9 protein-coding genes are annotated in these 13,191 nt (G+C 75.1%); 3 read left to right on the forward strand and 6 right to left on the reverse strand.

What is annotated here, in order from left to right; all coding sequences use genetic code 11:
- Nucleotides 1-51 precede the first annotated feature (51 nt).
- The 3 genes from ACF089_RS04365 to ACF089_RS04375 all read left to right on the forward strand — a co-directional run bounded on the left by ACF089_RS04365 (nucleotide 52) and on the right by ACF089_RS04375 (nucleotide 5,791).
- A complete protein-coding gene (locus ACF089_RS04365) occupies nucleotides 52-279 on the forward strand; it encodes an MbtH family protein (RefSeq protein WP_392021661.1) in 228 nt (75 codons plus the stop codon).
- A gap of 98 nt (nucleotides 280-377) precedes the next feature.
- The gene (locus ACF089_RS04370; protein ID WP_392021663.1) at nucleotides 378-4,979 is read left to right on the forward strand and encodes an amino acid adenylation domain-containing protein; all 4,602 of its coding nucleotides are present in this window, start codon (nucleotides 378-380) and stop codon (nucleotides 4,977-4,979) included.
- Entirely contained in the window at nucleotides 4,976-5,791 is an 816-nt protein-coding gene (locus tag ACF089_RS04375; RefSeq protein WP_392021665.1) for an alpha/beta fold hydrolase, read from the forward strand. Before ACF089_RS04370 ends, ACF089_RS04375 begins: the two co-directional genes overlap by 4 nt.
- A gap of 59 nt (nucleotides 5,792-5,850) precedes the next feature.
- On the opposite strand, the gene ACF089_RS04380 is transcribed toward ACF089_RS04375, so the two are convergent.
- The 6 genes from ACF089_RS04380 to ACF089_RS04405 all read right to left on the reverse strand — a co-directional run bounded on the left by ACF089_RS04380 (nucleotide 5,851) and on the right by ACF089_RS04405 (nucleotide 13,166).
- A complete protein-coding gene (locus ACF089_RS04380; RefSeq protein WP_392021666.1) occupies nucleotides 5,851-6,549 on the reverse strand; it encodes a hypothetical protein in 699 nt (232 codons plus the stop codon).
- A 149-nt stretch (nucleotides 6,550-6,698) separates the two neighbouring features.
- On the reverse strand, nucleotides 6,699-7,589 hold the full coding sequence (locus ACF089_RS04385) for a siderophore-interacting protein (RefSeq protein WP_392021668.1): 891 nt from the start codon (nucleotides 7,587-7,589) through the stop codon (nucleotides 6,699-6,701).
- Between the two features lie 3 nt (nucleotides 7,590-7,592).
- Nucleotides 7,593-9,425, reverse strand: a complete 1,833-nt coding sequence (locus ACF089_RS04390) for an ABC transporter ATP-binding protein (RefSeq protein ID WP_392021671.1) — start codon at nucleotides 9,423-9,425, stop codon at nucleotides 7,593-7,595.
- On the reverse strand, nucleotides 9,422-11,182 hold the full coding sequence (locus ACF089_RS04395) for an ABC transporter transmembrane domain-containing protein (RefSeq protein ID WP_392021674.1): 1,761 nt from the start codon (nucleotides 11,180-11,182) through the stop codon (nucleotides 9,422-9,424). Before ACF089_RS04395 ends, ACF089_RS04390 begins: the two co-directional genes overlap by 4 nt.
- Nucleotides 11,179-12,036, reverse strand: a complete 858-nt coding sequence (locus ACF089_RS04400) for an ABC transporter ATP-binding protein (RefSeq protein WP_392021676.1) — start codon at nucleotides 12,034-12,036, stop codon at nucleotides 11,179-11,181. The genes ACF089_RS04395 and ACF089_RS04400 overlap by 4 nt, the downstream gene beginning before the upstream one ends.
- Before the next feature lie 32 nt (nucleotides 12,037-12,068).
- A complete protein-coding gene (locus tag ACF089_RS04405) occupies nucleotides 12,069-13,166 on the reverse strand; it encodes a FecCD family ABC transporter permease (RefSeq protein WP_392021679.1) in 1,098 nt (365 codons plus the stop codon).
- Nucleotides 13,167-13,191 lie beyond the last annotated feature (25 nt).

Raw genomic sequence — 13,191 nt, forward strand, 5'->3', positions numbered from 1 at the left:
CGAACCGCCCCGGCCCGCCGCCGGACCACTCACCCCCAAGGGAGAACCCCCATGTCCACGAACCCCTTCGACGACGAGACCGGCCGATTCCACGCGGTCGTCAACGACGAGGAGCAGTACGCCCTGTGGCCCGCCTTCCGTGAGATCCCGCCCGGCTGGCGGAGCGTCTTCGGCGAGGCGTCCCGCGCCGAGGTCCTCCAGTACATCGAGGACAACTGGACCGACATGCGCCCGCTGAACCTGCGCGAGGCGATGGCCGCGGACGCCGCGGCCCACTGACCGAACCGGCCGGCCGCGGGCCCCCGCGGCCGGCCCCGCCCAGGAACGCGCACCCGCCCATGAACGACCGCACGTCAGCGAGAGGTGAGGAACACCCGGTGGCCCCCAGCGGCAAGCAGGACATCGCCCACGTCCTGGCACTCGGCCCCCTGCAACGGGGGCTGTACTCACTCAACAGAATGCTCCACAGCGCACCGGCCCGCCCTCCCGGCGACACCGCCGGGCCGGACGCCGACGGCGCGGCGGACATCTACGCCATCGCCGTACTGACCGACTTCCACGGACCGCTGGACGTCCCCCGGCTCCGGCGCGCCCTCACCGCCGTGCTGGCCCGGCACCCGCATCTCCTCGCCCGCTTCTGGGACGAGGGACTGCCCCACCCCGTGCAACTGGTCCCCGCCCGACCGGACTTCCCCTGGCGGGAGGTGGAGACGACCGCCCCCGAATTCCAGTCCTATGTGCGCACCGCGCAGTACGAGCCCTTCGACCTGGCCGAGGGGCCCCCGCTGCGCGCCACCCTCGCCGCGCTCGGACCCGACCACCACCGCCTGCTGGTCGTCTTCCACCACATCGTCCTCGACGGATGGTCGGTGCCCCTTTTCTGGCGCGAGCTGGCCGACCGCTACGAGGAGGACGGCGCCGAACCCGTCGAGGCGTCCCCCGCCTACCCCGCGTACATCGGCTGGCTCCAGCGGCAGGACCGGCAGGGCTCGCTGCGCCGGTGGCGCGAGATGCTCGCCGGGGTGGACGAGCCCACCGTGGTCGCCGGCGCCGCGCCCCCGGGCGCCGTCCCGCTGCCCCGGCTCACCATGCGCTCCCTGGAGGGCCCCGCGCTCGACACGCTCCTCGCCCGGGTGCGATCGCTCAACCTCACCGTCAACACCGTCGCCCAGGTGGCCTGGGCCGTGCTCCTGCACCGGCTCACCGGCCGGGAGGACACGACCTTCGGCGTGACCGTCTCCGGCCGCCCCGAGGAGGTCCCGGGCATCGAGTCGTCCATCGGACTCTTCATCAACACCGTCCCCGCCCGCGTCACGCTCCGGCCCGACGAGCCGCTCGGCGAACTGTGCCGCCGCGTCCAGCGCGACGCCGCCGAACAGCGCGCCCACGGCTATGTGGGACTCAGCGAGATCCAGCGCGAGGCCGGCGCGGGCGACCTCTTCGACACCATGATGATCTTCCACAACACGCCGAAGGGAACGGCCCGGGACACCCTGGACCTCGGCGACGGCGTGAAGATGTCCCCCGTCCTCATGGACAGCTACACCCACTACCCGCTCACCGTGGTCCCCTTCCTCCTCGACGACCGGCTGTACGTCAACGTCGACCACGTCGACGCCCTCCTCGGCGGACTGGACGCCGGACGGCTCGCCGAACGCTTCCTCCACCTCATGCGGGAGATCGCCCGCGACCACCAACGCACCCACCGCGAACTGGACGCCCTGCTCCCCGGGGAGGCCGCCGAGCTGCGAGCCCTCGCCGAGGGCGCCGGCGACGGCCGATCCGGGACCCCGGCCGACCACGGCGTCCACCGCGCCTTCGAACGGGCCGCCGATCGACACCCGGACCGCACCGCCGTCATCGACGCCGCCGGCGAGATCGACTACGGGACGCTCGACCGCTGGGCCGACTCCGTCGCCCACCGGCTGCGCGCCCTCGGCGTCGGACCCGAGACCCGCGTCGCCGTGGCGCTGCCCCGGACCCGCGCCTACCTCGTCGCCCTGCTCGCCGTGCTCAAGGCCGGGGGCGTCCTCGTACCGCTCGACCTCTCCGCGCCCCGCGAACGCAACGCGACCATCGTGGAACTGGCCGGCGCCCGGGTGCTCGTCGCCGAGCCCGGCGAACAGGACTGGTGGCAGGGCGAGCGCTGCGCCACCGGCGACGGGCCCCCCGCCGCCGGCGGACCGCGCGCCGGACGGCTCACCGGCGCCACCGCCGCCGACCGGGCGGTGCACACCGTGTTCACCTCCGGCTCCACCGGGGAGCCGAAGGGCGTCATCGCCACCCACGGCGGGCTGCTGGCCCTCCTGGAGGCGCACCGCACGGAGATCTACGCGCCCGTCCTCGACGACCCCGAGCGGGTGCTGCGGGTCGGCCACGGCTGGTCGTTCGCCTTCGACGCGAGCTGGCAGCCCCAGCTCGCCCTGCTCAGCGGACACACCGTGGTCCTCTTCGACGAGGAGGACCAGCGCGATCCGTACCGGCTGGTGCGCAAGATCCGCGAGCACCGGGTCGACATGCTCGACACCTCGCCCTCGATGCTGGGCCGGCTCGCCGAGGCCGGACTGATCGAGGGCGACCGCTGCCCGCTCGCCATCCTGGCGCTCGGCGGCGAGGACATCCCCCGCAGCGCCTGGGACGTCCTCGCCGGACTCCGGGGCACCCGGGTGCACAACTTCTACGGCCCGACGGAGATCACCGTGGAGGCCGTCAACGCCCTCGTCGTGGCGGGCGAGGAACCGCAGATCGGGGCCGCCGCGCCTGGCTCCACCGCCCAGGTGCTCGGCCCGGACCTGCGGCCGGTGCCCGTCGGGGTGCGCGGCGAGCTGTACCTCGGCGGGCTCCAGGTGGCGCGCGGCTACCAGTCCCGGCCCGGACTCACCGCCGAACGGTTCGTACCGGACCCGGTCACCGGCGAGCGGCTCTACCGCACCGGAGACGTCGTCCGCCGCAACGCGGCCGGCCGGCTCGTCTTCCTCGGCCGCGCCGACGACCAGGTGAAGGTCCGCGGCTACCGGATCGAACTCGCCGAGATCGTGGCCGCGCTGGAGACCCGGCCCGACGTCGCCCGGGCCGTGGTGGTGGCCCAGCCGGAGGCGCGGGGGCGGGTCCTCGTCGCCTACGTGGTGGCGACCGAGGAGGTGCGCGCCGCGGGCGGCCGGCTCGACCCGGTGGATCTGCGCGAGGACCTGGCCCGGCGCGTTCCCCACTACATGGTGCCCGCCCGGTGGATGGAGCTGGACGCCGTTCCCCTGACCGTCAACGGCAAGACCGATCTGCGGGCCCTGCCGCGCCCCACGGGCGGCGGTGACTCCCCGGACGTCTCCCGTCCGCCCGCGAACGACGCCGAGCGCACGGTGCTCGCGGCGGCGCGCGCCCTGCTGGACGAGCCGGGGCTGGGCGTCGACGACGACATGTTCCACCGGGGCATGGACAGCATCGCCACCATCTCGCTCGTCGGCGAACTGCGCCGGGCCGGTCTGCGCTGCACCCCCCGGCAGATCGCCGTCCACCGCACCCCGGCCGAGGTCGCCCGCGCGGCGACCGCCCCGGCGGCCGTGGACGGGCCCGGGGGAGCGGCCCCCGAGGGGGCGCGCCCCGAACCGGTGCGCACCCCGGCGCTGGACTGGATGCGGCGGCTCGGCTCCTACCGCAGATTCGCCCAGTCCCAGCTGATCGCCCTCCCTCCGGACATCACCGCGGAGGAGGCCGCCCGCGCGCTGGAGCGCGTACGCGCGGCGCATCCGCAGCTGTCCGCCCGTACCGTGCGCGAGGCGGACGGCCGGATCGCCCTGGTCCCGGCCGAACCGGACGCCGTGCCCCGCGTCCTGACGGCGGAGGAGCACCCGAGGCTCACCCCGCCGGTGGTCCTGGCGAGCGCCCACCGGGTGTGGGAGCGGCTCGACCCGGACGCCGGCGCGATGATCGTGGGAGTCTTCCTGCGGGAGACCGCGACCGGGGCGGCCCGGCTCTTCCTCGCCGCGCACCACGCCGTGGTGGACATCGTCTCCTGGCACATCCTGCTGGAGGACCTCGCCGCGGCCCACGAGTCCCCGGAGCCGCTGCTCGCGGAGCGCACCACCATGGCCGAGTGGTCCCGGGCGCTGGCCGCGCGGGCCGGCGGACCCGAGCCGCGCGAGCAGCTGGCCCACTGGGCCGGGGTGGCCGAGGAGCACGGGCGCGCGCCGAGGATCGCGCGCCGGACCGCCGACCCCGCCGTCCACACCCGGGGGCGGCTGGTGTCGCACCGGGTGACGGTGGACGCGGCCACGACCGGCGCTCTGGTGCGCTCCGCGCGCACCACTCCCGAGAACGCCCTGCTCACGGCGGTGGCCCTCGCGGAGGCCGGCTGGCGTGAGCGCCGCGGCCACCCCGTGGACAGCGGACTCACCGTGGTCCGCGAGGGGCACGGCCGCCGGGACGATCTCCTCGCCGGCCTTCTCGAAGGCCCCGTCGACACCTCGCGTACCGTCGGCTGGTTCAACGTCTTCCACCCCGTCGTCCTGGACGGCGGCACGGCGGAGCGGCTGACCGCCCGCGGCGCGGCGGAGGACCGCGAGGCGGCGCTCGGACTGCTGGAGAAGGTGGCGGGGGAGCTGGCGGCGGCGCCGCACGGCGGATTCGACCACGGGCTGCTCGGCGACTCGGTCGCGGTGCGCGCCGAGGTGTTCTTCAGCTATCTGGGCCGGCTGGACCAGGTGGTGGCCGCCGACGGCGACCGGCCGTGGACGCTGGTGGTCGACGACGGACTGCGGGCGGTCTTCCCGCAGGACAGCGAGCCGGACGCGGCCCAGCCGTATGCGCTGGAGCTGGTGTGCGCGATCCACCCGGGGCCGGACGGCCCGGTGGTGGAGGCGCTGTGGAGATACGACCCCGGCGTCTGCGACGAGGGGGACGTGAGGGAACTGGCCGCGCTGTGGCGGGGGGCGCTCGAAGCGCTGGCCGCCGCGGTCGCGGGGAACGAGAGGAACGGCGCATGACAGAGACCATCGAGCTGGGCGGGATCACCCTCGCGTACGAGGAGTTCGGCAGCGGGGACCCGGTCGTGCTGGCCATGGGGGCCGGCTCGCCGGGGCGGGTGTGGCGCGCCCACCAGGTGCCCGCGCTGGTCGCGGCCGGGCTGCGGGTGATCGTCTTCGACGCCCGGGGCGTGGGCGGGAGTTCGCCCTGCCCCGAGGGGTTCACCCTGGACGATCTCACCGACGATCTGGCGGGTCTGATCGAGAAGGCGGCCCAGGGGCCCGCCCATGTGGTGGGCACCTCCCTCGGCGCCAGGGTGGCCCAGCAGCTGGCGCTGCACCGCCCCGATCTGGTGAACCGGCTGGCCCTGCTGGCGACGCGGGGACGGCCGGACGCGGCGCTCACGGTCTTCTCCCAGGCCCAGATCGCCCTGCACGACCACGGGGTGGTCCTCCCCACGGAGGTGCGGGCCGCGCTGGGCGCGCTGGCGAATCTCTCGCCGGCCAGTCTGCGGGACGAGATCGAGGCGGAGGACTGGCTCGCCATCCTCGGCATGGCCCCGGCGACTCCGTCGGCGGGCGTCCGGGCGCAGTTCGCGGCGGCGCTCACCGGGTTCCCCGAGAGCGTCTCCGCGTTCGCCGGGATCACCGCGCCGACCCTGGTGGTCTCCTTCGCGGACGACCGGCTGTCCCCGCCGGCGCTGGGCGAGGAGATCGCCGCGGCCGTGCCGGGCGCCCGCTCGGAAGTGGTCGCGGACACCGGCCACTTCGGCTATCTGGAGCGGCCGGCCGAGGTCAACCGGCTGCTGGTGGAGTTCCTGACCGGGTCCTGAACCGCCGGCGGGGCCCGCGGGACCCTTTCCGGGATCCCGCGAGCCCCGCCGCCGCGCGGTCAGCGGCCGAGGCCGCCGGACTCGATCTCGCCGGGCCCGCGGCCCTCCCGCCCGGGCAGCGTCCGGTCGGCCACCGCCTCGGCGCTCGGCCGCATGCCCAGTGCTTCGAGCGCGGCGGCCGAGTTCAGCCGGTCGCGGGCGGCCGGATCGTCGACCCGGTCGATGAAGGCCGTCGCCTTCTCCATCCTGTGGTCCTGATCGATCTTGATGTCCATCCGGTCGGCCTGCTCGGTGACATGGGCCCGCGCCCGGCGCGCGTGGAGCGCCAGCGCGCCGCCGCCGCCGGTGATCAGCGCGCCCGTCAGGAAGGTCACGATCGGCAGATAGCTCAGATCCGGATTCCCCGCGTGCACCAGACCCAGCACGGCCGCCGCCAGGATGATGCCCGCCCCGCCCGACATGAACCAGACGCTCAGCCTGAACGTCCACTCGGCCTGCCGGAGCGAGTGCTTCAGGAAGTCGAAGAAGAATCGCTGCCGCTGTTGGGCGAGGCTCTCCCCGTGAGGCTCGCGCGCCTGCTCCGGCGGTTTGACCGGACCGCTGTCGCCGGCGATGACGACCGTGTTGTGGTTGCCGAGGCTGATCGCGCTGCCGCTCACCTCGCCGATCCGGAAACCGTGATTCCCCGTCGGGCCGGTGGGCCGGCCGACGCCCTTGCCCCCGGCCGCCTCGGCAGGTCTCTTCTCACCAGTCGTCATGTCATCCCCGTCCGCACCCGACGCCGGTCAACTTCCTTCAGGGTAGCGCCGCTTGAGGTGTTCCATCCGGCCCGGACGGCCCCCCTCCCGGGAGCCGGAGAGCCCCCGGGGCCAGTGGTGCGCGAGGGGCGGCCGCGCCGCCCGGAGGGTCAGAGTCCCAGACCGCTCAGCCGGTCCTCGTACTCGATGGTGACGTCCTCCAGATCGTCCGTCGGCGCCTCCCACAGGGCCTCCAGCTCGGCCTTGACGGTCGCCGGGAGGGCCTCCCAGCGCTCCGTCCAGGTGTCCGCGTTCGGGACCCAGTAGCCGACGACCTTGAAACGGTCGGTGGGGAGCGCCAGGGTCTTGCGGAGGTGCTTGCGCACGGCGCGCAGGGCGGTGGTCTCGCCCGCCGTCCAGAGGTAGGTCCCCGTCAGATCGCTGTCCTCGGGCAGCGCCGCGGCGATCAGCTCCCCGAGCCGGCTCGGGGAGTGCCCGTTGCCGCCGTAGGTCCAGGTCACCTTGGTCCGGGGGTGGGCCGGCAGGGGCAGCGCCGACGCCTCGTCCGGGACCTCGATGATCACCCGGGTGGTGATGTGGTCCGGGGTGTTCTCCAGGATCCGCGCCACGGCGGGCAGCCCGGTCAGATCCGCCACCAGGATCTGACGGGTGAGGTCGGCGGGCGGGTCGTACAGCGCGGTGGGGGAGTTGAGGCCCACCGGATCGCCCGGCCGCGCGGCGGACGCCCAGGTGGCCGCCACCCCGTGGTCGTGCACGACGAAGTCGACGTCGATCTCGTGGAGTTCGGGCCGCACCGCCCGGACGGTGTACGTCCGCATGGGGGCCGTGGGGCGGCCCTCGGGCGTCTCCCAGCTCGATTCCGTCGCGACCGGAAGCGACAGATCGCTCCGGTCGGGCCCGTGCGGGAAGAACAGCCGTACGTACTCGTCCCCGACGCCCGTGGAGGTGAAGCCCGGCAGGTCCCCGCCGGTCAGCGTCACACGGATCATCGTGGCGGAGAGGTGCTGGACCCGGGCGACGAAGGCTCGGTAGATCTCCATGGTTCAGTGCTCCTTGTCGATTCCCGCACCGGGCTCCGGTGCGCTCTTCAGATCGGATCGGGGACTCGTCGCCGCCGAGCCGGTGTACGCCCGCCACAGGGCCGCGTACTCGCCGGCCGAGGCCAGCAGGGCTTCGTGGGAGCCCTGTTCGGCCACCCGCCCGTCCTTGAGGAGGACGATGAGATCGCAGTCACGGGCCTGTTCCAGCCGATGGGCGACGATCACGCTCGTCCGGTCGCGGGTGACCCGCTCCAGCGCCGCGCCGAGGACGGCGCGGTCGGCGGGGCCCGCCTCGGCGGTGGCCTCGTCGAGGACGAGGACGGGAGGGTCGGCCAGCAGCGCCCGGGCCAGCGCCAGATGCTGCACCGACCCGTCGTCCAGGGCCGCGCCGTCCGGGCCGCCGATCACCGCGTCGAGCCCCCGCCCCGGCTCCAGCGCCCAGTCGGCCCCGGTCTCCCGCAGCGCCGCGACCAGCTCGGCGTCGGTCGCGTCCGGCCTGGCCAGCCGGAGGTTGTCGGCGAGCGTGCCGCCGAAGAGATGGATCTCCTGGGTGACGAGATAGCGGGGTCCGCGCTCCGGACCCGACCCGACCGTGATCCGCCCCCGGACCGGGCTGCCCACCCCCGCCATCAGCCGCGCCAGCGTGCTCTTGCCCGAACCGCTCGCGCCCACCAGGGCGACCGTCGCCCCGCCGGGCACGGTCAGGCTGACGTCGCGCAGCGCCTCGCGGGCCGAGTCGCCGTACGCGTACGACACCCCGGCGACGGCGATGGCCGGGGGCGGCCCGGAGCGCGGCGCGGAACGGGAGGACGCCGGGCGCTCCCGCGCCAGATCCGTGACGCCGATCAGCCGGGCCAGACCCACCGTGGCGCGCTGGATGTCGTCCAGGCTGGTGAGCAGCAGCCCGATCGGATCGAACAGCCGGTGGAAGTAGAGGGCCGCCGCGGTGGCCGTCCCCAGGGTCACGGCGTCCTCGCGGAGCAGCGCGTACCCGGTGGCGAGGACGGCGGCCAGACCCAGGAACTCGGCGGTGTTGAGCAGACCGAAGAAGCCGTTGCGCAGCCGCACCCCGTCGCGCTGCCGGTCGATGGCCCGCTCGCTCCGCCCGGCCAGCTCGGCCAGATGGGCGGCCTGGGCGCGGTACGCCCGGATCGTCTCCGCGCCCCGTACCGCCTCGATGACCGTCTGCCCGCGGGCGGACTCCAGCCGGCGGATGTCCCCGTACACCCGGTGCGAACGGCTCAGGAAGCGGCGGGTGGCGTACCAGTGGAGGGGGAGGCAGATCAGTCCCGCGAGCGCCAGACGCGGATCGAGGACGGCCAGACCCGCGACGGTGAGGACGATGGTGAGGCCCGCGCCGGTGATGTCGGGGAGCACGCCGGAGGCGGCCTCGGAGACGGCCTCGACATCGCCGGTGACCCGGGAGACCGCGTCCGAGCTGCCGGCCGACTCCAGGGTGTCGGCGGGCAGCCGCACCGCCGCGTCGAACACCTCCTCACGCAGTCCGGCCAGGGTGTCCTGGACCAGACCGACCAGCATCCGGCCGCCGAGGAGGGTGAGCGCGGCCCCGATCAGCGAGGCGCCGGCGAGGGCCGCGCCGAGCGCGATCAGCCGGCCGCGCCCGGACCGGTCGACGACCGCGTCGACCACGGCCCCCAGCAGCGGCGGGGTGGTGAGCGCGGCGGCCGTGCCGACCAGCAGCACGAGCAGGGTGAGCGCCAGCCGTCCGCGGTGGCGGGCGAGCCGCCGGACGACCTCCCGGCGGGTGCGGGCCGGGGTGGCGACGGGGAGCGCCGGGGCCGGGGCGGCGGCGGTGTCCGGGGCGGGCGCGGTCACTGGAGGACTCCGTTCGGGTCGTCGTCCCGGGCGGCTTCGCCGCCGGGTCCGCCGAGTCCCGGGAGGTCGTCGCCGACCGCGTCCGTGAGGTCGACGACATGGTCGCAGGCGGACAGCAGGATGCGGCTCGCGGTGATCACGACGATGGCGCCCGGCAGCCCGCCGAGCCCCGTCGCGATCCGCCGCTCGGTCACCGGGTCGACCGCCGTCGTGGGCTCGTCCAGGACGAGGACGCCGGCGTCCGCGTGGAGCGCCCGCGCGAGCAGCAGCCGCTGCCGCTGACCGCCGGAGAGCCGCCGGCCCTGCTCGCCGATGTCCGCGTCCGCGCCGCCGAGGTGCTCCAGCACGTCGTCCAGCATCGACGCCCGGACCACGGCCGGGTCGGGATCCACCCCGGGCGGGGTGAGATTGGCCCGCAGGGAGCCGGAGAACAGGGCCCCTTGATGGGGCGGGGCGGCGATCAGGGCGCGCACCGCCTCGGGGCCGAGGTCGACGGCGTCGACCCCGTCGATCAGCAGCTCGCCCCGGTCCGGCGCGACCCGGAAGGCCAGCCGGTCGCTGAGGCCGCGCGCGTGCGCGGGGTGCCGGGGCACGATCCCGATCAGCGCGCCGGGCCGCAGCTCGACCGGACCGCTGTGCCCCGGCGGACGCCAGACGGCACGGGCGGGGGAGCGCTCCGCTCCGGTCCGGGGACGCGGCACCGGCGCGCGGTCGCGGTGTCCGGCGCCCGCCCCGGGCGCGGCGACCAGGGGCGGTTCGGCCAGCAGCTCGCCGATCCGCCGGGCGGAGGCCCGCTTGTGGGCCCAGTTGGAGGCGAACGTTCCCACGTGCGCGAGCGCGCCCTGCAGGAACTGGGCGAGGCCGAGGACCGTCACGAGCTGACCGACCGTGAGCTGCCCGTCGAGGGCGAGCAGCCCGGCCGAGGTGGCGAGGGCGGCGAGGAAGACGCCGGAGATCAGCAGACTGAGGGCCGAGTATCCGAGGGCGGCGCGCGAGGCGGCGATCGCGCCCCGCTTCGACGCGTCGCTCGCCTCCCGGTACCGGTTGGCCGCCTCCGTCTGGGCGTGCATCCCGGAGAGGACGCGCAGGCCGCCGATCATGTCGGCGGCGACCTCCCCGGCGCGCGCCGCCGAACCCTGTTCGGCCAGGCCCCGGGCCTCCAGCGGCATCGCGAGCCGTCGCATCAGCAGCAGCACGGCCACCGTGCCGGCGATCACCCCGAGCGCGAGGGGAACGGAGATGAGCAGCAGCGCGGTGGAGGCGGTGAGGATCGCGGTGATCGTGGCCGCCTGCTGGACGACGCTCCAGGAGACGCCCGCGACCCGGTAGGTGTCGGAGGTGACCAGGGACAGGGCCGCGCCGGGGCCGGGCGCGCGCCGCAGGCCGAAGGGGTCCAGGAGCCGGGTCATCGCGAGCCGGCGCAGCTCGTGCTCGGCGTAGCCGTAGACGCCGACCATCGCGGTCGACGCCCGCTGGTAGGAGAGGGACAGGACGAGGAAGACCCCGGCGAGGACGGCGAGCCAGCGGAGCAGCGCGCCGGGGTCGCCGGGCTCCAGCGCGCGGTCGATGACGACGCCGATGAGGATGGGCACCAGCGCCTCGCAGAGCTGGTGCAGCATGAAGGCGAGGGTGGTGAGGCCGAGCCGTCGGCCGCGTCCGCCGTCCAGCAGCGCGATCGAGAAGAGCTTCCGGGCCGGCGGCGCGGGCCGGCGGTCCGCCTCCGTGCCGGGCTTCGCGCCCGGCTCCGCGCGGCTCACAGCTCGTCCCGGCGGCGGGCCAGCGGTACGACCATGGGCGTGCCGGTCTCCGGGTCGGGCACCACCCGGCACGGCAGCTCGAACACCTCGTGCACCAGCTCGGCCGTCATGACCTCGGCCGGCGGCCCCTCGGCGACGACCCGGCCGTCTCGCATGGCGATCAGATGGGTCGCGTAGCGGGCGGCGTGATTGAGGTCGTGGAGGACCGCGACGAGGGTGCGGCCGGAGCGGTGCAGATCCGTGAAGAGTTCCAGCAGCTCGATCTGGTGGGCGATGTCGAGGAAGGTCGTCGGCTCGTCCAGCAGGAGGACGGGGGTCTGCTGCGCGAGCACCATGGCGACCCAGACGCGCTGGCGCTGACCGCCGGACAGCTCGTCGACGAGACGTCCGGAGAGCTCGGTGACGGAGGTCGCCGCCATCGCGGCGGCGACCGCGCGTTCGTCGTCCGCCGTCCACTGGCGGGTCAGCTTCTGGTGCGGGTAGCGGCCCCGGGCGACGAGTTCGGCGACGCTGATGCCGTCGGGGGCGAGCGAGGTCTGCGGCAGCAGTCCGAGGCGGCGCGCGACCTCCTTGGAGCGGTACTCGGAGATCGACCGGCCGTCGAGGAGCACCTGTCCGGCGGTGGGGGCCAGCAGCCGGGCCACCGCGCGCAGCAGGGTGGACTTGCCGCAGGCGTTGGGCCCGATGATCGCGGTGAACGAGCCCTCCGGTATCGCGAGGTCCAGATGCTCGGAGACGGGCCGCCGCGCGTATCCGAAGGACGCGTCCCGCACCTCCAGCCGGGCGGGCGGTTCCGGGGGAGGCTGCGCCCCGGCGGGGCGGCTCGGCCCGGGGCGGTCGGTCTTCGACGGCATGAGGAGTCCTTGGGAGGGCGGCGGGGCGGGGTTCATCGGCGGGTCGCGTACTGGCGGGCGAGCAGCCAGGCGAGATAGGCCCCGCCGACGCAGACGGTCACCACCCCCACCGGGAGGTCGAGGCGCTGGGCGGCGAAGTCGGCGGCGGTCAGGACCAGCGCCCCGGTGAGCGCGGTGGGCACGAGGCGCAGGGTGGTGGGGCTCCTGGTCAGCCGCTGGGCGATCTGCGGGGCGGCGAGCGCGATGAACGCGATCGGGCCGACGGCGGCCGTCACCAGGGCGGTGAGCGCGACGCCGACGACGGTCCCGGCGAGCCGGGCGGGCTGCGCCCGTACGCCGAGGGCCACGGCCGTGTCGTCGCCCATCTCCAGCTGGACCAGCGGCCGGACCACGGCGACGGAGCAGAGCAGCAGGACCGCGAAGACGGCGACGGTGGGCCCCAGCTGTCCGAAGCCGAGTCCGCTGAGCGATCCGGCGGCCCAGGTCGCCGCGAGCATCGCCTGCTGCGGATTCACGGAGAGCAGCATCATTGAGGTCAGCGAGCTGAGACCGGCGCCGACGGCGATGCCGACGATGATCAGCCGGAACGGGTGCAGCCCGTGGCGGTAGGCCAGCAGATACACCACCAGCGCGGCGACGGCCCCGCCGATCAGGGAGCCGGTGGCGATCGCCAGGTAGTTGGCGGTGCCGAGGAGGAGCATCACAACGCTGGCCCCGGCGTACGAGCCGGAGGAGAAGCCGATGATGTCCGGCGAGCCGAGCGGGTTCTTGGTGAGCGACTGGAAGATCGCCCCGCTGATCGCCAGCGCCGCGCCGCAGACCAGCGCGAACAGCAGTCGCGGCAGCCGCCAGTCCACGACGACCAGCCGGGCGCGGCGGTCGGACTCGGGGTCCACGAGCGCGGTCACGACCTGGGCGGGGGTCAGCGAGAGGGAGCCGCTGCCGAGCGCGAACACCCCGAGCGCCAGGAGGGCGGCGGCGAGCGCGGCGCAGACCAGGACGGACCGGCGGTCCACGCGCAGCGCGGCCCCCAGCCGCCGTACGGCCCAGGTGGGGCGTCCGAAGTCGACGCGTACGGGAGGCTCCCCGGCGGTCGTCGGCTCCGGGGCCGGGGTGCGAGCGGCTGTCACGGCGGGTCCGCTCTTCTCGGTGGAG

Source organism: Streptomyces sp. NPDC014894 (genome assembly GCF_043080985.1).
Lineage (GTDB): Bacteria > Actinomycetota > Actinomycetes > Streptomycetales > Streptomycetaceae > Streptomyces.